The sequence below is a fragment of the Tatumella sp. UCD-D_suzukii genome, assembly GCF_000611875.2.
Classification (GTDB): Bacteria; Pseudomonadota; Gammaproteobacteria; order Enterobacterales; family Enterobacteriaceae; genus Tatumella; species Tatumella ptyseos.
Window position 1 is genome coordinate 1 of record NZ_JFJX01000030.1, and the last position, 19,663, is coordinate 19,663.

A 19,663-nucleotide genomic window follows, 5' to 3' on the forward strand; every position below is an offset into this window, starting at 1 on the left:
CGGTGCCTTACCTTTTTTATTATCGGTGAAACTGGTCACGGTGACATTACGAACCGCTGCGGCGCGGGTTGCCAGATCCTTATCAGTTATATATTTCCCCCCTTCTGCTAAGTGGGGTTTTGTGTCCCATACTGCCCGCCACTTACCATCATCAAAAGATAGTTCAGCACCAAAATGCTGAGTGGCCACAAAGTTGGCTATCTCTCGCTCTCTGTCTACGACGAGTCGAACAGCAGGTGATTGCACACGACCAGCAGATAAACGCTCTCCGGCCCGATCTGACAGCGCGGGACTTACGCGATACCCAACGATACGATCAAGCACTCTGCGGGCTTCCTGAGCGCGTACACGCTGCATATCGAGCTGTCGAGGGGATGAAATAGCGGAGGTTACAGCTTCTTTAGTGATAGCCGTGAATGTTACGCGCTCCGGGTTACGGAGTTTCAGCGCGTCGGCCAGATGCCAGGCGATGGCTTCACCTTCTCGATCCGGGTCAGTTGCCAACAAGACGCGGGAAGCGGCTGCCGCCTCTTTTCGCAGTTTGGCCAACACATCTTTACCGCGCTGGGTTGGCTCGTAGTGCGGCGCGAAGTCAGGGGCAGAAACTCCAATATCTTTTAATGGCAGATCACGCACATGGCCAACACTGGCCACAACTTTAAAAGCATCGCCTAAAATCGCACTAATTTTTTTTACTTTACCGGGAGACTCAACAATTACTAACGTAGTCATAGGGCTTTCCTTCTTATTGGCCCGGCCATAAGCCGGGCTGAATTATTTATTACATACCAGCATCATGGCCACGGCGACGAACGCGAGGCCGTGAGGCAGGTTTAGCGGGATTCTTGTCGTCGTTTTCTGCTTCATACTGCACGTCCTGACGCTCTTTCTTCACGGTATCGCGCATTGCATTGGTCTGCCGATCCGTGATGGATTTTGCGTCTGAGGCTGACGGCGTTTTTGCGCCGGTGGCCATCGCGTTTGCCGCAGTAGAATTTACGGCTGTTTTCTGGTCACTGGCGGAAGATATGAGAGACGCGGCCCGGCTATGCTCGGTTGCAACATGCGCATCATCTGCGCTTGTTGTTGGGTCGTTACGGGCTTCCATATCTCGCTGACGGGCAAGAGTAGTAATGCGTTCCGCGTTAACAGCAGCGTCCCGTTTGGCTATGGCCATCTGTTCTGCCAACATTTTGCGGGCATCGTTCTCGCCGCGTGATTTTTCTACATCGTTCCAGTCGGTGCCTTTGTCACCTTTGCCGAAAGAAGGAGCCGCAACGCCAGCGCCGTGCCGTTCGGCGGCTTCCTTAGCCTTAACCAATCCAACATTTACGCCTGGCTGCCCGTTTGGGAGCTTTCTGTTTGGTGCGTCATGGTCGTTGTCGGCGGCGATTACCATCGGTGTGTTAGGGAAGCGCTCACGTAAACCACCGGCAACCGCATTAATATTGCCGCTGTCAAAAGCAACGATAACCGGTTGCCCTGTTAGACGGCTTACCGTATCAGCAGTGGCATAACCCTCGGCGATCACCAAAGATTTATTAGCTGCTTTCAAAACACCTTCAATCGGCTTGCCTTCTGCATCTGCACCGGCGACGGAAAAGAGCCCATGCTTTTTGCCACCTTTCATGAGTGATTTAAAGTAAGGATTTACTGATTGCAGCGTCCACATTTTACCGTCCATGTCTCGGCCAGGAATAAGCAGATCTCCGGCTTTAAATACGCGAGCATTTGGGTTTTTCTCTCGCTGCTCTTTGGCATCTTTCGCGGTTTTTACAATAACGATTCCTTTCGCGGCTGCTTCTGGTGATACAGCATCCGGGACAACACGAAGCCCAACTGGGTTTGTCATTCCTTTAGCTTTGCAATAGTCATTATTTGCCGTCGCTGCCGGTGATTCAGCCCAAAGGGCTGAGGCGGCGTCTGCGGTCGCTTCATAACGCTTTTGAGTGGAAGCATCCCGCGAGTTCTGGCGTTCCTGAGCCTCTTTAGCCAATCGCGCCCGGTCTTCTGCGGTCAGTTGTTCTATAGGGCCGTCGGCTTTCCAGTTAATGCGCTCACCGGTTTTAAAGTTCTCGATGTACGCACCCGGCACCTGACCTTCCATATGTGCTGCATACGCACCGGAGCGCTGTCCTTCTCTGTCTCCTTTAACGGGTACACGGTAAAGATTTCCATCCATTACAGGGCCGCTATCGCCTATGCGCTGGCCATCAAGCCACTGACCACGATCAAGCTCTAAACCGGCATCACGTAAAGCATCGGCTAACTGTACTTTTGGACTGTCCGGGGCTGTTTCTGTGATAACCCGGCTGCTGTCGGGGTTCCACTTTTGCATAGTGCTTAAATCCGCACCGGCAGGGGCAAACCATGATTTTGCTTCCTTATCCCATTGAAGGCGAAAACCGGCCTTACTGGCTTCTGCTTTGGCTGCTTCCTTCTCCTTATACGGCACCGCGAGGTAAGTACGATCTGACATAGGATTTTCCGGCTTATGATGTTGAACGGCCTGCGCCGGTTCAGTGACGGAAGGAACTACGTGTTTTTTTTCCATTTCAGTGAGAAAGTTTCGACGTTCTGTATCTTCTTTTTCATCGCCGGTGTATTGGCCGAAATCACGAACGGTTTCGTAAACAGCATCTTTCACTGCCGGATTTAAAAGAATATTTTGCTCTACCCATTTAGTGGCCATCGCAATATGTTCTTTTTTTTCCTCTAAAATACGCTTTTCCCGGTCGGAAGGTTCAAAGCTCATTTCCTCGTACTGGCTGAGTCCGTTAGCAAGTTCCCGGCCTTTGCTGTATTCAGGGTTTCCAGTGGTTTTTGCCATTTCTGCGTCAAAAACTTCACACGCTGCATATCTCCATGCTGTTGGCACCGGAGCACCAGTCCATTTAGGATCTTCCGGCTGTGCGACTTCGGGGGCTTCTTTCTGTGCTGCCAGCTCCGCATTTACGATGGACATTAAATTGTCTGACGGCTTCCATTGAGGTGCCGCACCTCCCCAGGTAGAACGGCCGGCATCTTCTCCTGTGGTGTTATCTTTCACACTGGTGTAAGGACGACTGAAAAACAGCTCTAATGCTTCAACCGCACTTTCTGTGGTTCCAATGACCTCGCCGCGTTCTTTCACCGTCCAGCGTGGTTGATTTTCATCATCAAGGGATTGAGTGGCCACCGGCTGAGATAAATTGGAAATAGCATTTAGACGACCTGCCATTTGATCAGCTTCATCTGCGGTAAAGCCGTTAGCGAACCATTCCCATTGCTGATTGTTGTTTTTTACTTCTATCCGCCACTCTGACGGATTTTCTCCAGGAGCCGGGTCGCGGTCTTCGAGATCGCCAGATTCAAAATCACCGGAAACGACAACGGGACGGGCGCGGGCCTCTCCTGTCCAGCCCTCCGGTAATTGTCCGGCACGAATACCAGGAACAGACTCGCCGAAAGCCTCTTTTGTGGCTGTTTGGATCTGACGATTAAGCAGGGTCTGACTGAATGACTCTGGTTCTGGATAATGGCGGGCCAGCGCAATAGCTTCTGAAAGCTGATAATCCTGCTGTGACATATCAGCCGGTCGCTGCGGTATGGATGCACCCATTTGCTCGATTGCCGCATGAGCCTCCAGCTCCGCCGATGGAATCCATTCTGTAGCTGCTCCATCACGAACCCACTCAGTGCGCCCTACCCGCTCACCGGTTGTGTTGTCCGTAACGCTGGTATCAACTGCACCACGGAAAAGCGTTAGCGCTTCTGTCGCGCTGTTGGTTTGCCCCAAAACCTCAGTTACAGGATTTTCTTTGGTGCTGTCCCTCTGTGTTACTGTCCAGCGCGGTGGCTCCTGAGTCGCTTGTTGCTCAACATTAACAGCTTGAGCCTGCTCGTTTTCAAATCCCATAACGAAACCGGCAATACGTTCCGCGTCGGCTGCTGCACGGAAAATTTCGCGGGGGTCTTCTTTAAGAGCCTTTACCCACGAACCAACATAGGCGGCGTGTTGACCGGGATCATGGCCAATATCCATGCGCTCACCCAACATCAGAGAGGCTATTTCGGCGCGTAATTCCTCGCGGGCATAACCTTCCGAACCGAACGGGTGGGATAAGTCCCGATCTAACCGGTCGGGATGGCCGGTCCAGTGTCCCAGCTCATGCAATGCTGTTGCATAGTAGTTATCGGAAGTCGGAAACTGGTTCCGTGCGGGCAATGTAATACTATCGCGAGACGGGCTATAAAAGGCGCGATCACCATCAACGTGACTGATTTTAGCGCCGGAGTTTTCAATGATTTTTTCTGCAAGCGCATGGCGTTCTGGTTCGGGGCGCTGCGGTCGAGCCTCAAGGGGCGGTAAACCATCAAACTGAGAAGCGTTAAACACTACCGCAGTAAATGAACGGGGGCGCTCTAACTGGACGTTAACTTTTTTCGCTTTGCCGGTTTCATCATCAATGACCGGTCGGCCATTTTCATCTTTTAGTGTGCGTTCTTCGCTAAACTTCCAATACACTATGTGAGTGCCTTTTTCGCCCTTTCTGACGTTGGCACCTTCTTCTTTCCCCTGATTGAATGTAAGCCAGCGCGGATCTTCTTTTCCCTGCATGTGCAGCCAAAGAGAGTTCATGCCGCGATATTCTTTACCGGTGGTCGGGTTGTAAGGTAAGCGTAACTGGCCAGGCTCCCACGGTTTAAGCCAGGGGGCTGTTCCCTGCTCCAGTTGGTCAATGATGCTGCTTGCAACTTTCTCTATATAGTCTTTGTTCATAGGTTAATTGCCTCCAGTTAACGAACAGTGCGGCCAGAAATCATGATGGCGGAACCATTGGGATCATTGGCGGCTAACGTCTGCGCATTCGACTCCCACGCATCGTGCTCACTGAGTGCCGTTTCCTCAAAAGCCCCGTTGCGTTCGGCCTCGTCCGCCGTATGTTCAACCTGTACGCCCGGCGTTGCTGAATCCTCTGAATGACGGCTAACGATTGCGGTTGTTTTTTCAGTGTTACTCATTGGTGCCTCCTGAACTGACTTAGTGAAAACGGCACTTGAGGCCGTATAGGGATTTACTGGAGCAGCTACGCGTTCCAGTCTTACCGGCGCACTGGTAGCCGCCATTGCGGTGCCAGGTATGCCAAATTTAGCGAATTTAGCCACGTAGCCATTAGTTAGCCCGCGAGTAAAATCGCCGGTGTTATAAGCGGATAAAGCAGCAACATGGATCTGACTTTTCCCGCTGAAAACCTGTGATGCACGGTTGTAAAAATTTGAGTAAATCTGAGTGCCAGCTTTGATGTTTTTGCAGGTATCAAACATATCAGCGACGCTGTAGCCGAGGCTGGCAAGATTAGAACTGTTAACCTGCATTAACCCCATATCGACGCTATAACCTGCGGCAATATATTTTTTTGCAAGATCAGCGGCGTCCTTTGGGTCTGTGGCATGGCGTTGCAGGGTGCCTTTGTTCACATTAATTGCCAGCGGATCACCGGCGCTTTCTACCTGAATAATCTGCTGAACAGTTTCGACCGGCACACCGGGAGCACATGCCAAAATTAATTCAATACCGACCATAGTCGTGCCCTCCTGTCGTGAGTGTCATGCCGGTTACGTCACCGCTTACCAATAATGGGCTAGCACTACCCCGAATATTGGTAATGGCTACCGGCCCGAAATAACGGCTATCAAAACTGCCTGCACTGAAAGTGGAAAAAAGCCACACCTGCCCTTTTTCTACGTGATAGGTTCCTGCTGGCCAGGCGGGAAGCGTAGGCATGGCCTCCGTATTCATAAGAGCCACGCCGTTAACTTTTACAGGCTGGCCAGTGGAGATTGTCACGGTGTCACCCGGAATCGCTGCCAGCGGTTTAAGTAACGGGGTCAGGTGATCAGGCCCACAATCACCCGGCCCTAAATATCCACGGTCAGCCATAATGCTTACGATTGGCCGAACTGGCGGGCAGACTTCGACAAGCTCACCTCTTTTTAAAACACTGGTCTTTGCTTCGGTTACACGCCATAACCCGGCAGGTGCGGAATGAGTGAAGTTAAGACGCAATCCGGCAATCTGAGCCGCGACAAATGTTGCGCCAATGAGTGCCGCCAGGCTGGCGGCTGCTATACCTACGCTGCGCCCTTTCATGGAATGCTAAACCCGGCTGATTGACTGCCTTCGGCCGCTACCGCTGCGTAAGGTGCGGCATCAGGCTGAGGGACAACATCAGTTTTTACAGGAGGTTTAATCCGCGACCGCTTAGAAAATGTAGGGTCAAGGAAATAGAGGATCTGGCGGCCCCGGATAGGCGACTGACCAGCAACAAAAACAAGCATTTCACCCGCAGAAAGAATATCGCCATCGGCGTTTTTCTTCGGACCAGGCAACCGCATGATTTCATCTGCGGTCATCAGTGGCCGCTGGATTTCCTGATAGCTCGTAGACACGTTATCCAGCACCATGCCAAAACGTTTGCCGGACGTTGACACGCTTTCTTTAACAATCGTGGTTTGCCCTGTCATTTTGCTCATCCATTCGGCTGTTTCGACCTTGTTCGGGGCGTAAGCTATACGGACATGGCAGTTAGAGATAATGCTTTCATAGTTGGTGTAGGCTTTATAGAGCTGCTGCACGTCCTGGGTGATAATGTAGGCTTTCATTCCATAACCGGCGATATAGGCCAGCGCACTCTCGAAAACCTCCAGTTTTCCCAGCGTCGGAAATTCATCGAGCATCAAAAGTAAGCGGTGTTTGTGGACGGTCTTAGATCGGCCGTTGTCAAACTCCATTTTGTCAGCGAGCGAAAGCACAATTTGTGTCAGTAAAAGACGGTTTACAGGGCGTAAACGGTCAGCATTACGCGGCGTCATGATAGAAAACAGGGACACCGGTTTTTCATGGTTCATGAGATCATCAACCTTGAAATCTACGCGGGTCGTGTTTTCACCAACAATCGGATCACGGTATATAGAAAGCGCATTATTTGCGGTTGAAATAATACTACCCAGCTCACGCGCTGGCGTTCCTAACATCCTGCGACCTACACCGGCAATCACAAGTTTTGCCTCACGGGCGGCGGCAGAATCATCATTGAGAACTACATCACGCATTTCAGTAAATAAGCCCGTCAGCGCTTTAGGATCACCCTCCGGGTCGTCTAACAAGTCGTTTTCTGTGTCAGGGGCCGCAAAATCGCCGACACCAGTTAGCATGTGTGCTATGTCATACAGCCCTGGCAGTTTTTCGCCGGGCTTGCGTAAAGCCATGACCTCCGGCAGATCGGACTTATAGAGAGCGTGCATAACGAGGCCCACTATCAGCTCATAAGCGGCGCTGCGGAAGTGATCGCCAGCAATCCCCTTACCATCATCATCAATCACCATCAGGCTGATATTTTGGCAATCACTGACTTGATAGCGGGTTTTGAAACGAATCTCTGCGAGCGCGTTCCATGAACAGCCGGTGCCAGGTTCGGCGGGATCAAATCTTAAAATAAGGTTGTTAGCGTGTTTCTGTCGCCAGCCTGCCGTCATTGCATAGTTCTCGCCCTTTCGGTCAAGCACGAATGTTGAATGTGGCCAACTAAGCAGAGTCGGTACAACAAGCCCGACACCCTTACCTGAGCGGGTAGGTGCGAGCGCGCAAACATGCTCCGGGCCGTCGTGGCGGAGATAATGAACGGATTCAGTTTTAGGGTCATCAACTGCACCACAATAAACCCCTCTGCCTTTCTGGCCTTCTTTGGGTAACAGTCCGCTTTCCTGAATTTCTTCATAAGTTGCGAAATGGGCGGAGCCGTGAACATCTTCATGCTTACGAGAACTGCGGGACTTAAAGCCGGTGATCAATACAAACGAAATCAACCCGACTAATATCAGAACGGAATGAACAATAAAGGCATAATTATAAAGATTAGGTGCGCCGCTGTAGAATTTGAATATCCAGCTCCACCATGCAAATGGTGAATAGAAATAACCAGCAATAGGACTACCCAAAGCAGGATGATACTGCAACTGCCGGGCAATATACTGACTGATTATTTGGTTTACGATCACAATATAACTAATCAGAAAAACCGCGCCGATAAGACGTGATTTTAATATTGACGAGTTTTTTACACTCATAGTTCGTTCGCTCTTGATGAATTTAAGAAACGGCCGCGAGCATCAAGATCCACACTACGACCAACCTTCCATTTTGCTGCTTTAGAGACAACATTTGCGGTTGCCGGTTTTACCAACGTTTCACCGCCACGCTTGAGCAAGATAACTTCTGTGCCGTCGCTCATGTTCCGGCGGCCCTGATAAATTGCCCTGCCTGCGTCCTTTGAACTCCAGAGTCTATGATAGTCAATAGACGATAATTTATCACGCGTTTTATTACGTTTTTCTATCCAATCCATGACGGCGGCTGTTGGCTCACCTGCCTTTTTCTTGGCTTCTTCCGGCTTAGGTTTTTGCATTGGTGCATCTGCCTTTTTCGTAACCTCCCATGTGTTCCTGTGCGCAAGCTGGCCATCTGGCAACGTGACGGGCTGAGAGCCTTTAAATTCTGCATCAATTCGGTCACCAGGCTTGGCTCCGCTTTCGTTGATAGCTCGCTCAAGATCGACACCCCATAAAGTGTGCTGTTTCCCTTCTCTGCCTTCGAGTACGACAAAATAACTTTCCCTGGCACCTGGTTCATTCTGATAAGGCGCTGGGCCGTGATCTATGAGACGACTCGACTTATGCGCCTCAAGCTCAATGCCTGCGGCTTTTCGTGTCTTCTCCATTTCCTTGTCGCTGAATGTGACATTAATCGAATGAAGGCCCGCAAGCCGGGCAACTTCTTCTTTAAACTCGGCTGTACCTTCGACAACTAACGGCTGCCCTGCGTATTTTTCTGCTGCCAGCGTTAGGGCTAATAATGATGCGCCGGTTGATGATGTTTGAGCGTGGATATGACTATTTCTGTCGAGAACCCGGCCACCATCAGCGGTTTTATAGGAAACAACACCATCATGTCTTACTACCGGCTTTAAGTTTTTCATCAGCACATTTCTTGCTTTATTAGCCTTTTCAGCCGTTAAAAGATCACCCTGTAATTTGGTTTCTTTCTCGGCGCGGCTTCGCAGTACAGAAAGCGCATCTGTATTACCGTTTTCCGCCTGAATGGCTAGCCAGTCATTCCATGCGGGCATTGTGGTTTTGTTGAAAAGCTGTTGGCGGCGTTCTGCGGATTGCTCTCGGTTTTGTTTTTTGGCATTACGATAATCTGCCGTAATACGTTGGCTCGTCATCTTTCTGCCAATGCCCTTAGTACCCAATTTATTTAAGGCTCTTTTGCCGGATTTCCATTTATCCAGCTCGGCTACGTAAGCGGCTTTCTCCTGGCGAATCTTCTCAAAGCCCGCCTTTCTTTCTGAGGCCATCGCCTGACGTTCGCGCTGATACTGGGCGAAAAGTTTCGCAGTTGACGGGTGCGTTTGTACGGGCTTCGGTTTATAAGACGATTTACCTTTGGTGCTATCTTTTCCGCCTGACTCTCCTTTAGTGGTTGATTGTTCACTTGGTTGATACGGGCCTAATCGGTCAGTCATTGCCTTCATTGCCAGGCGGCGATCACATTCACTTGCACGAACCCAAAGCGGCAGGCCGGGATCACCAATAACAAGCCCTGAGCCTCTCGGCTTGATAACCAACCCATGTTCCGCGAGTGAAGCATGTACAGCCTTCCAGCTATCCGCCGTTACCAGCTCGGACGCAAGGTTCTTTGATACATACCCGGCAAGCGTCTCAATCCCGCTTTGGCGCTCGATAGTGGTCGCTGTATTACCTAACCCTCCTGTGATGCCAGCATCTGCTCTATGGCCATTTCCCGCCCGTCGCAGGCCATCATTGGATCTGTTAATGGTTCCTCGCCCGTCGCGGTGTAAACCAAAGCGTGAGTCGCCCGGCAATAACAGCGGAGATCTGTCGGTAATACGTGCCACATTGCTGCCGGACAGGTTTCGCATACCGTGTATTGTTTTGGCTTCTGGTGGTCGGGTAATCGGGAGATCGTAGGACTCACGTAGATGGCGACGGAATGCTGTCGATCTCGCTCCTCGTTCGTCGTTGAGGGTAATTGGCTCTGCTGGGCCATCAGCTCTCTTTCCTGAGCTAACATTTCCTCGCTCATTTCCTCTGGCAGCTCGTTCGCGTCGTTTTGGGTTTGGTCTGTCATTGTCTTTTCCTTCTAATCCGTGGTTAGTACGTTGTAAGCCGTGCTCTATTTCAAGGCGATCACACGCCTCCATCAGACGGCGTTTATCATAATAAGGCTCTATATTCTGGAAGCCTGTCGGATGCACTTTATTAATTGCAACATGCACATGCAGGTGATCTTTATCGACGTGAACGGCTGAGACTCTTTGATGATCTGCATAACCAATAGATGCACATAATTCATCTTCGATTTTATTCAGCACGTCCAGTGACGGGTTTTCTCCTGGGGGAAAAGAAAATACGAGATGGTAAGTCTTATCTTTTTTTGAGCGTGTATTAACTGCCTGTGTTGCTTGAATAAGAGTTGTTGCAACAGCAGGATCATCAGTGCCGCAATTTGAAACACGAACACCGCCAACTTTTTCGCCTTTTGCGTTTTTTTCAATATTTCCATCAAGAATATAATCAGCCGTTTGAGTCCAGTCGCGGGGATCTTCTCCGCCCTTTGCATTGACCACGTAACGGACAAGGCGGGCAGCGCTTGAAGTCTCTTTGCGATTAGGGACACGTTTAGCGATCACGAACAACCCTCCCCATAAGGTCATGCACCTGAGTTTGCAGCTTACGGAAATCATTCATCATGCTTTCAACATCAGCAGGTCTGGCACCTTGCCCGCGCTTTTCGAGTAACCAGAGTTTGAGTAAACCAGCTACACGTCCTAAGTCACCGTTAACCTTTGCAAGATCTGCGACGGCTTTCAAATCAACAACTGACCGGATAGGCTGAGCCATTCCAACGTTTCTTAAATAGGCTGACTTAGAAAGTCCTGCCTGTTCTGAGCGTTCGGCGATCTCCGCTTCTTCATCGGGAGTTAACCAGACTTCTATACGACGGCTGCGAGGGCGGCCGCCTCTTTCTTTTTTTGGTGCCTTATCAATCATTGATACCTGCCTTGCGTTCACTGGACTTGTCATTTGGAACAGGGCGGATTCCCAATTCGGCGAGCGAGTCAAAAATACTGATTAACCATTGCCAGGCGTAACCGTCACTCATTGCATCATCAGATTGGTGACTAAATGACTTGGATTCCTGGTTTAAGTAAGGCCGCAAAAATTCCGTTTGAGCTGAGTAAACTGCTCGCGCAAATGCCGCCTTTTTTTGTGGTTCGATCTCATAGCGGCGATGTGTTAAAGCAAACGTCCAGCCTTTTTGCTCCATCGCTGTTTGCAGATTTATGAGGATCGAGCGTATGTAATTTTCGTTCATTATCCGATGCACCGGCTGTGCAAAATCGCCGATTCTAATAATCTTCTCGTTATCCATTTTTCCTCCTGATGTATGTCTTTTGTTGTTAGTCGCGGTAGCGACTGCCAGCCTCGCAGAGCAAGATACCGTTGAGCCAAAGGCGAATAAGGTACGGTATTGGACAGGTAGAGGCGAAGCCTGTACCGGTACAATACACATCTTGCCATCATTCTGCGTGCAATCTTATGCGATAGCATTCTGGTTTTCCAGCCTTAAAGGGCAAAAACAGTTCAAAGAATAAACAAATCGCACATAATCGCATATAATCGCATATAATCGCGTATCGGGGGTTGCGCTGTCGCATATAATCGCATATAGTCGCATTAAATCGCGTATAATCGCGTATAATCGCATATAGTTGCATATAATCGCATATAGCGTATGATTGCCGTAATGATGTTAGGTACGGCAAGAGAGGAAGAAAAAATGACGACAACCAGAAAGCAGCGAAAGGGGGATGGACGTACAAAATTCCTAGCCCATGCTGATACGTTCAGGGGGTTACTTTTGACCGGGCATCCGCAACGTTCTATCTACGATGATTATGCGGATGTTCTAGGGATCAGTTATTCACAATTCAACCGGTATGTCGGACAGTACCTTTTGAATAAAAACGAAGGGGGGCACCAAAAAGGGAAGGTGGTCGCAGCAGTGGCCGACCCCGTTCCCCAGCCAACCACGGAAGACTCTGCAAAACCGGCCGGAGAACAACCAGCCAAAAAAGGCGTATTTACGCACAACCCAGACGCGAACAAACGCACTGATCTTATCTAATCGTTTATGGATTGCACAATCCAATAATGTTGTGGATTGCACAATCCAGTTAAGGAGAAAAACATGACCGATATTAATACCAAAGCTAAACCAGTCTCAGATGCTCTTACTCAAGCTCTTAAAGAGGTTCACCTTACTTTGCAGGGTAAAGGTGGTGTCGGTAAATCACTCGTTTCATCAATCCTGGTGCAGTGGTTTATGTCTAAAGGTCGCCCTGTAATTGCTGTTGATACTGATCCTGTTAATGCCACATTGGCCGGTTATACGGCGTTTAACACTCAGCGTCTGGAACTGATGGAAAACGGCTCTCTTATCGAACGCCGATTTGATGGCTTGATTGAACAATCAATTGAAGCAGACAGCAATTTTGTAGTTGATAACGGCGCGGCTTCGTTTATTCCGCTCTCTTATTACATCGCAGAAAACGACGCTATCAATTTGATTATTGAAAACGGGAAAAAGGTTGTTATTCATACTGTAATTACCGGCGGTCAGGCAATAAGGGACACTCTTGCCGGGTTTGCTTCTCTTGTTGAACAAATGCCGGGTGATGTTGAAATTGTTGTATGGCTAAATGAATTTTTCGGCGAGATCAAAGCTGACGGTAAAGAGTTTGAACAAATGAAAGTCTATCTGAATAATAAAGATCGGGTAAGGGGTATTATTCGTATCGAAAAACAAACAGGCAGTACGTTCGGTGAAGATGTTCAGCATATGCTTGACAGTAAAATGACTTTTGAAGAAGTGGCAAAATCTGACGCATTCGGGCTAATGTCTAAATCTCGCTTGAACAAAGTTAAAAAAGCGATATTTGAACAGCTTGACGTTGTTCTTTAATTAAGGGGGCACCATGATCGATATTGAGCACATAAAAGCGGAAATTGCCAGAAAGTATAAAGTGATTATCGCTGATAATGATCCGATTTTGGCCACTGTACTAATTAACGAAATGGTGCTTCAACGTTACCTTGATTTAGCGTCAGAAAATTACGAGGAAGCTAATAGAATTTTGTCGATTGCTATCGCGCAGCAGACGGAGGAGGCTAAAGGTACGGCGGCTAAACTGATAACCAATAGCGCGGAGTTTGCAGCAAGCAAAATCAGGGAAGCCTCGGAACAGGCTATGCGTGAAGTTAGCATTACTTTGCGTGACCAGATCGCCTCAGCGCAGCAAGCTGCAAAATCTGCCAATACGGCTAATCAGGAAGTGAAGACGGCAAAGGCTGGGATATGGGTTGCTGTAGGGCTTGCTGCATTAGCGGCAGCCGCTTCCATTGGGTCGATGATTTTTGTATTTATGCACTCAGCATAACCAGGCAAAACAGCTCTCATATGTGATTTTTTTCAGAAGCCCGCTTGTAGCGGGTTTTTTTTACTTTCCTACATAAAAAACAATCACATATCCAGTAAATTGATAGTTAAAAACGATTATCAATGTTTCCCTATGGAAACATATAATGATTGATGTAAGGGGGCAATGGGCCACCTGATTGATAAGGGGTTATCATGAAGACAGCTATCACGGCATCTCAAATCAAAGATATTCTTAACCGCGCTGGCGACCGCTCCGGGTTCGCGTTCGACAAGTCAGGGCCGTACTTTGCCAACGCTGAACGGCTTGAAGCGATGAAAAGTAAATTTTCGTCTATGGTCGAACAATACGCAGAGCGCATCCCTGAAAGATCAAAAAAATCTATCCACAATTGGTTTTTCTTCCTCGCCGAACGCTACGGAATTTAAAAAAAAGGGTATGAATTTGAAGGGTTGGCGGTTGTTGGAGCAACCGCCTAGACACAATCAACGGTAAGGGTGTTTCTCATGTCAAAACGTATGCTATCAGCTATTGAGGCGATTGCCAAAGGTGAAAGGTGTGCTGTACCTGCAATGAAGTTTAGCGAGTTCAACGGCTTCATGCAGGCGATCCGAATTGCACAAAATAAGCTAGTTACAAAGTAACAGCAATCAAAATAATTCATAAATAAAGCCTGATTAAATAACAGGCTTTTATAAAGGAGCAAGTTTATATGAAAGTAGCGAAAATATTAATTGGTTTGGCTCTGTTTCTTTATTCATGCTTTGTCGTAAAAACCGTATGGGGATGGTTTGCTGTTCCAATATTTAAAGCTGCAAATATAAATATTGCAGGTGCCATTGGTTTGATGGCTTTAGTGTATTTACTTAGGGGCGGGCAGTCATCAAATGATGATTTTGAATTTGATATAGCAGACTCATTTTTTAAAATATCAAGCGTTCTGCTTATTAGTTTCATTGCGCATAAATTCATGTGAGGGAAATTAATGTATCGAATTAGCAAGAAGGAAAGAAAAAAAGCAGATCTTTATAAGCATTTACATAACGGCTATCGGTTTGCTGTCATTCAGTCCGGGAAAATACTCAAGTGCTACAGGTACGAGAACGACGCTAAACGTAATGCTATGTCATGGCAGGAAATCCGCAGCCTGGCCAGCATGATAGCTGAGCTTGATGATACTGAAAATTGATAGGCAAAATCATCTTGTGATGTTTCCAAAGGGAAACATATAATCAGGGGGAGAGGTCGAAAAATTGGCCTCTCACCTAAAAAATCCAGGGGTTAACATGAAAAAAAAGGTCACTGACCAAAACCAAATTGAGAAAGTGGGGCAATTTGGGCCTGAAACACCGCCTCAGAGGCTACGACTGATTGAGCTGATGGAAAGGCACAAGCTAACCGCAAAAGCCGCAGGAGAGCTTTTAGGGCGCTCAGAGCGCACCGTATTGATCTGGCGTTGTGATGGAGGGAAGGAAATTCCGTTAACCATGTTGGAGCTGCTGGAGCTGAAATTAGATAAGGGGGGAAAATGAAACAATCAGAGCTGTTAGACGGGGTTGTTAATCCTTACTCCGATATAGTTTGGCTTTGTGTAATCACCTTAATTATCGCATTGGTGGGGGTTTTATTCCTATATGGCCGCGATGCTCTTCCAAAAATCCTAACGGTTTTCGCTATTGGTGGGATCTTATTTTTATTTGCGTCTATGACAGGTGACTATGTTGATGAACAACAACAATGGAAGTCATGGGCTGATCAGCACTGTAAAATTGTAGAAAAGCGAGACGGGCAAAACACGACGGGGGTCGGTTTAGGTTTAAACGGGAAAGTTGGCGTGTTTGCCGGTTCTACTGAAAGTCAAACTGCTTATCGTTGTGACGATGGCGTAACTTACTGGAAAAACTACTAAGCCGCATGGCCTTTTACCTCCTGAACCCACCGAAACCCGCCTTGTGCGGGTTTTTATTTGCAATGATAAAAGGTGATGAATCATTTTTGTGTGTCTGAGCTGGGAGCGCTCGCCGCAGAGTCGGATTAGGGAGCCGTTTACGGCGAGTCTGTTCGACCGAGGAAGCGCAAGTGAGCAGGTGCTGATTCAGGATGCGTGACGCGGTATAGGTTAGGTTATCTACAAGCCAGCGGGTTTTTAAATAAAGTTTTATATAGATTTAAAAGATTTAGAAGAAAAAAACACGGTATTTCCTTTTAAAATCATTGTGTTGCAAGTTTGCCCGGTGGGTAATAGACGGTGGCGGGTGGGTAATAGACGGCGGCGGGTGGGTAATAGACGGCGGCTTGGTGGGTAATAGACGGACTATCCACAAGTGCAGCAGATCGCATGGCAATACCATGAAAAAACCAAATGAAAGGTAACGAGGGTGTTAAAAAAAACCCCATGATGGGGCTTTACACCAGATCTGATAGGTTCCCGCCGTCTATTACACACCATCCGGTGCAGGTATCGCGTTTCTATGTGTCATGCGTAATACTGGGCCTTCTTTGCCTGGCTCCTCCTGCAAATGGTACTCCGGTAGGTCATTAGCTTCGACGAGACGCCGAATTGTCCTTGTAAACTCTTTAAGAGTACCGGCGCTGCCGCTGCGCTCGAAAATTGTTTTGAAAGCCCAGCGGGCATCTGTTTTTCCGGCGGCTCTACGGGCAAGCCGGTAAAGAAACCTTCCAATACCAGGATCAATTAAAAAATAGTCAGGATGCACGGTAAGAACGTCTGGTGTTTTCCCCTCTACAACTTCCCGATAGATCCATTTTGGTGCTTCAATTTCAACAATGCTGAGTCGCTTCGTGTCTGTACGTGATACAACGCGATAATTATTTATAAGTCCTTCTGTATCGACTTCCCGCATAGTTCTCCCATCTGGCTGCACACGCTCGCGGACGGTTTTTATTGTTGTACCTTTAAGACGATCAAGAGCAGCCTCTAACTCTACAACCTGCCTGCTCCCATCACCGCGACGACAGAATTTTAGTACGTCTGATACATGCGGGGTAAAAGTCGATGATGGTTTATCACCCTTTCCGTCACGCCACCTGTTCATTGTCTCGGTAAGGTGAGAAATCATCATCAGCACTATGTCATAATCCCATACAGAGGCCATTCCATATGGCCCCGCACTTACCTCTACATAGCCATCCGGCAGGTCATATCGGATCAATTCCCCAGCCCTTTTATCCCGTTTTGATAAGCGGAAAGGGGCTACATCCATCAGTGATCTGCTATCCCTTCCTCCTACATCAAATAAACCAGGTACAAAGAAATCACTTTGAATATCGTTTTTTGGTGCCTGGCGGATAAGTGTTTTTGCTTTTTCGTGCTCTTTATTTCTTTCCATCTGCTCGCTGACGGTAGACACGACAGGGCAGCTTTCGCGGCCCAAAATTCTGGATTCTGCCTCCTCGAATGTTTCGCCGGGTTGGATCTCAGCACTCACACGGGCGCGATGCTTCTCCCGTAAAACTTCGATGCTTCCCATTAGCTTGCCGGTTGTGGTCGCTATGGATTCAACAGCACTATTTTTTGGTTTCCCTTGATCTAGCTCACTGAAAACACTTTCATTTTCTGAATCACTGATGGCATGATCGGCGGGGATGATGTGATCAGTGCCGCTACGAATCTGTTCCATTTTTTCTATCAGTTTCTGCGGTAACTTCATGGATGATTTTGTTTGCTTCATAATTACCACCTGTGCTTTGATAGTCGGAGGGAGATCATATCCTACCCGTTTGCAAGAAATTTATTTACGATGACACAAAAAAATTAGCGGAAATTGTTAAGTGAAAAATATAAAAGGAGGACAAGATCAAACTATGCCCACCAGTGACGACCTTAAACATTTAAGGACGCCGACCAGCCCGGAGAGGCTTTATTTCGCGAAGCGTTTCCGGGAGGCCCGGAAAGCAGCCAATTTGAGCCAGCGCGATGTACGTGAAAAATGTGGCGTCTCTCAGTCGTTCGTGAGTGATGTAGAAAATGGGAAAAACAGTATCAATATCGACAGCATGTCTACCCTGGCTAAAGCCGTTGGTGTTCCCCTCTGGAAACTTCTAAGACCATAACTCGCTGTTTCAAATGAATAATCTGTCAACTAAAGCGCTCTGTTTACAGGGCGCTTTTTTTTCGCTCACTCTTTCTGATAAATCACTTAATAAATCCTGATGCTTTGCTGAGAAAATGTTATCAAAAAACTCACGCAGATGCTTGCAATTTTTATAGTCACTAGACTATCATGCACACGTTGGTAACGTTCAATCACTTTTTACTAAAATCAACTAATAAGGTAGCCGTATGTCAACGACTGAGCTTGCAAATTCGCAGGCGCCAGGTGGTCGATCGCCGCGTCAAGAATTTGAACATAGAATTAATATAAAATTGCGCCGTGAACTTGGGCCGACGGTATGTAAACTCCTTGAAGATCCAAAGGTTCAGGAGATCATGCTAAACCCGGACGGTACGTTATGGGTTGACCGTCACGGCGAGGCAATGACAGTTGTCGGCTCAATGACACCGGCACAAGCTGAGTCCCTTATGGGAACGGTTGCATCTACGCTAAAAACGCAGATCACGGCGCAAAATCCAATACTTGAATGCGAGTTGCCTTTAGACGGCTCGCGCTTTGAGGCTTTAATCCCGCCACTTGTGGCAGCCCCCACCTTCACTATTCGACGGAAAGCGTCGGCCATTTTCACTTTAGATCAGTATGTCGAAAGTGGAATTATGACGCGCAAACAGGCCGATGTTCTTAAACAAGGTATTGCCAAAAAGAAAAATATTCTCGTTGTTGGTGGTACAAGTTCCGGCAAAACAACCTTAACTAACGCCATCATCGATCACATGCCAATTTGCAGCCCGCATGATCGCATTGTAATCATCGAAGATACGGGCGAGCTGCAATCTTCTGCAAAAAACGTGGTGCAACTCCGTGCAGTTGATCACGTCGATATGACTCGTCTTTTAAAAGCCACTCTGCGCCTACGACCTGACCGCATTCTGGTTGGTGAGGTTCGTGACGGTGCCGCACTCGCCTTGCTCAAGGCGTGGAATACGGGGCATCCGGGCGGCGCGGCGACGGTACACGCAAACTCAGCACATGCCGGACTCGTCCGACTGGAGCAACTTGTTTCCGAAGTGACGGAAGCACCAATGCAAAAGCTGATTGCTGAAGCAGTTGACTATGTTGTGATGATTGAAAGAACTGAATCCTCACGGCATATCAAAGAAATCGTCGAGGTTAAAGGCCACGACGGTATTAACTACCTGACTAACACACTCTAAGGAACTGAAATATGAACCATTCAACACTTGCGGCCTCGCCGTTCTCTGAGCGTCTTCGTGCGTTTATTAACTCCCCAGCATTTTGGGTGTGTCTGGCAGTTTTAGCTATGGTGGTTTTCTCACACCCAGCACATGCAGCAGATGCAACGGAAGGCGGCGGCTCTGGTTTGCCGTGGGAAGGGCCATTAACGAAACTGAAACAGTCAATTAGCGGGCCTGTGGCATTCGTCATTGCCTTACTCGGTATTATTGCCTGTGGCGCGACGCTGATTTGGGGCGGTGAGATCTCAGAGTTCACTCGTCGCATCATCTATGTCGTGATCGTCGTATGTATCATTGTTTTCGCTAACTCTTTACTGACCGGCGCTCTGTTCTCTGGTGCAACCGTTCCCGCTTCTGCGCACATTTCAGCCGCTGACCTTGCTGCGTATGTACACGGAAAAACAGGGCAGGTTGTGGCGTCTGTGACCGGAGCAGGAGCACGCTAATGGCTAAACCGGAATCGCGTCGTCAGACGCCATTCCATCGGGCCTTACACCGTCCGCAGCAAATTATGGGGGGCGAACGCGAATTGATGTTGTTCTCCATGTTGCTTGCGGGCGGGCTGATAGTCTCAGCACTCAATTTGATTGCGACGGTTATCGGTCTGATGATTTGGTTTGTCTGTGTTCAAGTGCTCCGCAGGATGGCGAAGTTAGATCCTGAATTATCTAAAGTCTACATCCGACAGCTCAAATACGGGCACTATTATGGGCCTTTCTCCCGGCCTTACAGGGTGGCTAAATCGCCACGCATTTACTGATAGGGT

The 19,663-nt window shown here is 48.3% G+C and carries 22 protein-coding genes; 13 read left to right on the top strand and 9 right to left on the bottom strand.

Annotated elements, in window-relative coordinates:
• The 8 genes from CG67_RS06870 to CG67_RS06915 form a co-directional block, all read right to left on the bottom strand.
• Nucleotides 1–732: DNA topoisomerase (locus CG67_RS06870; RefSeq protein WP_025902220.1), on the bottom strand; the 732-nt coding region annotated here is incomplete at its 3' end.
• A 49-nt stretch (nucleotides 733–781) separates the two neighbouring features.
• The gene (locus CG67_RS18535; protein WP_025902221.1) at nucleotides 782–4,762 is read right to left on the bottom strand and encodes a zincin-like metallopeptidase domain-containing protein; all 3,981 of its coding nucleotides are present in this window, start codon (nucleotides 4,760–4,762) and stop codon (nucleotides 782–784) included.
• Nucleotides 4,763–4,779: 17 nt separating this feature from the next.
• Nucleotides 4,780–5,565, bottom strand: a complete 786-nt coding sequence (locus tag CG67_RS06880) for a lytic transglycosylase domain-containing protein (RefSeq protein ID WP_025902222.1) — start codon at nucleotides 5,563–5,565, stop codon at nucleotides 4,780–4,782.
• The gene (traF, locus tag CG67_RS06885; protein WP_025902223.1) at nucleotides 5,552–6,133 is read right to left on the bottom strand and encodes a conjugative transfer signal peptidase TraF; all 582 of its coding nucleotides are present in this window, start codon (nucleotides 6,131–6,133) and stop codon (nucleotides 5,552–5,554) included. The genes CG67_RS06880 and traF overlap by 14 nt, the downstream gene beginning before the upstream one ends.
• Nucleotides 6,130–8,109, bottom strand: a complete 1,980-nt coding sequence (locus CG67_RS06890) for a type IV secretory system conjugative DNA transfer family protein (RefSeq protein ID WP_025902224.1) — start codon at nucleotides 8,107–8,109, stop codon at nucleotides 6,130–6,132. The genes traF and CG67_RS06890 overlap by 4 nt, the downstream gene beginning before the upstream one ends.
• Nucleotides 8,106–10,754: a TraI/MobA(P) family conjugative relaxase gene (gene traI / locus CG67_RS17420; protein ID WP_025902225.1), complete on the bottom strand. Its 2,649-nt coding sequence runs from the start codon at nucleotides 10,752–10,754 to the stop codon at nucleotides 8,106–8,108. The genes CG67_RS06890 and traI overlap by 4 nt, the downstream gene beginning before the upstream one ends.
• On the bottom strand, nucleotides 10,744–11,115 hold the full coding sequence (locus CG67_RS06910) for a hypothetical protein (protein ID WP_025902226.1): 372 nt from the start codon (nucleotides 11,113–11,115) through the stop codon (nucleotides 10,744–10,746). Before CG67_RS06910 ends, traI begins: the two co-directional genes overlap by 11 nt.
• The gene (locus CG67_RS06915) at nucleotides 11,108–11,497 is read right to left on the bottom strand and encodes a hypothetical protein (protein ID WP_025902227.1); all 390 of its coding nucleotides are present in this window, start codon (nucleotides 11,495–11,497) and stop codon (nucleotides 11,108–11,110) included. Before CG67_RS06915 ends, CG67_RS06910 begins: the two co-directional genes overlap by 8 nt.
• 408 nt (nucleotides 11,498–11,905) lie before the next feature.
• Between CG67_RS06915 and CG67_RS06920 the strand changes: the two genes are divergently transcribed.
• From CG67_RS06920 to CG67_RS06955, 9 genes are all read left to right on the top strand, one after another.
• On the top strand, nucleotides 11,906–12,253 hold the full coding sequence (locus CG67_RS06920) for a hypothetical protein (protein WP_025902228.1): 348 nt from the start codon (nucleotides 11,906–11,908) through the stop codon (nucleotides 12,251–12,253).
• A 63-nt stretch (nucleotides 12,254–12,316) separates the two neighbouring features.
• Nucleotides 12,317–13,090, top strand: a complete 774-nt coding sequence (locus tag CG67_RS06925; RefSeq protein ID WP_025902229.1) for a conjugal transfer protein TraL — start codon at nucleotides 12,317–12,319, stop codon at nucleotides 13,088–13,090.
• A gap of 13 nt (nucleotides 13,091–13,103) precedes the next feature.
• Nucleotides 13,104–13,565 (top strand): hypothetical protein, encoded by a 462-nt coding sequence (locus tag CG67_RS06930; RefSeq protein WP_025902230.1) that lies wholly within the window; start codon nucleotides 13,104–13,106, stop codon nucleotides 13,563–13,565.
• A 194-nt stretch (nucleotides 13,566–13,759) separates the two neighbouring features.
• Nucleotides 13,760–13,993, top strand: a complete 234-nt coding sequence (locus CG67_RS06935) for a hypothetical protein (protein WP_025902231.1) — start codon at nucleotides 13,760–13,762, stop codon at nucleotides 13,991–13,993.
• Nucleotides 13,994–14,071: 78 nt separating this feature from the next.
• Nucleotides 14,072–14,209 (top strand): hypothetical protein, encoded by a 138-nt coding sequence (locus CG67_RS18295; RefSeq protein ID WP_160318966.1) that lies wholly within the window; start codon nucleotides 14,072–14,074, stop codon nucleotides 14,207–14,209.
• Between the two features lie 68 nt (nucleotides 14,210–14,277).
• Nucleotides 14,278–14,541, top strand: a complete 264-nt coding sequence (locus CG67_RS06940; RefSeq protein WP_025902232.1) for a hypothetical protein — start codon at nucleotides 14,278–14,280, stop codon at nucleotides 14,539–14,541.
• A 9-nt stretch (nucleotides 14,542–14,550) separates the two neighbouring features.
• Complete coding sequence (locus CG67_RS06945; protein WP_025902233.1) at nucleotides 14,551–14,754, top strand: hypothetical protein; 204 nt, start codon at nucleotides 14,551–14,553, stop codon at nucleotides 14,752–14,754.
• Between the two features lie 97 nt (nucleotides 14,755–14,851).
• On the top strand, nucleotides 14,852–15,097 hold the full coding sequence (locus CG67_RS06950; protein ID WP_025902234.1) for a hypothetical protein: 246 nt from the start codon (nucleotides 14,852–14,854) through the stop codon (nucleotides 15,095–15,097).
• A complete protein-coding gene (locus tag CG67_RS06955) occupies nucleotides 15,094–15,474 on the top strand; it encodes a hypothetical protein (RefSeq protein WP_025902235.1) in 381 nt (126 codons plus the stop codon). The genes CG67_RS06950 and CG67_RS06955 overlap by 4 nt, the downstream gene beginning before the upstream one ends.
• A 529-nt stretch (nucleotides 15,475–16,003) precedes the next feature.
• Here the strand turns inward: CG67_RS06955 and CG67_RS06960 are convergent.
• Nucleotides 16,004–17,056 (bottom strand): replication initiator protein A, encoded by a 1,053-nt coding sequence (locus tag CG67_RS06960; protein ID WP_084764928.1) that lies wholly within the window; start codon nucleotides 17,054–17,056, stop codon nucleotides 16,004–16,006.
• A 301-nt stretch (nucleotides 17,057–17,357) separates the two neighbouring features.
• On the opposite strand from CG67_RS06960, the gene CG67_RS06965 reads away from it, so the two are divergent.
• The 4 genes from CG67_RS06965 to CG67_RS06980 all read left to right on the top strand — a co-directional run bounded on the left by CG67_RS06965 (nucleotide 17,358) and on the right by CG67_RS06980 (nucleotide 19,657).
• Entirely contained in the window at nucleotides 17,358–17,639 is a 282-nt protein-coding gene (locus tag CG67_RS06965; RefSeq protein WP_235501114.1) for a helix-turn-helix domain-containing protein, read from the top strand.
• A 229-nt stretch (nucleotides 17,640–17,868) separates the two neighbouring features.
• Nucleotides 17,869–18,855, top strand: coding sequence for a P-type conjugative transfer ATPase TrbB (trbB, locus tag CG67_RS06970; protein ID WP_025902238.1), 987 nt, complete (start codon nucleotides 17,869–17,871; stop codon nucleotides 18,853–18,855).
• 11 nt (nucleotides 18,856–18,866) lie between these two features.
• Complete coding sequence (locus CG67_RS06975; RefSeq protein ID WP_025902239.1) at nucleotides 18,867–19,343, top strand: TrbC/VirB2 family protein; 477 nt, start codon at nucleotides 18,867–18,869, stop codon at nucleotides 19,341–19,343.
• A complete protein-coding gene (locus CG67_RS06980) occupies nucleotides 19,343–19,657 on the top strand; it encodes a conjugal transfer protein TrbD (protein WP_025902240.1) in 315 nt (104 codons plus the stop codon). Before CG67_RS06975 ends, CG67_RS06980 begins: the two co-directional genes overlap by 1 nt.
• Nucleotides 19,658–19,663 lie beyond the last annotated feature (6 nt).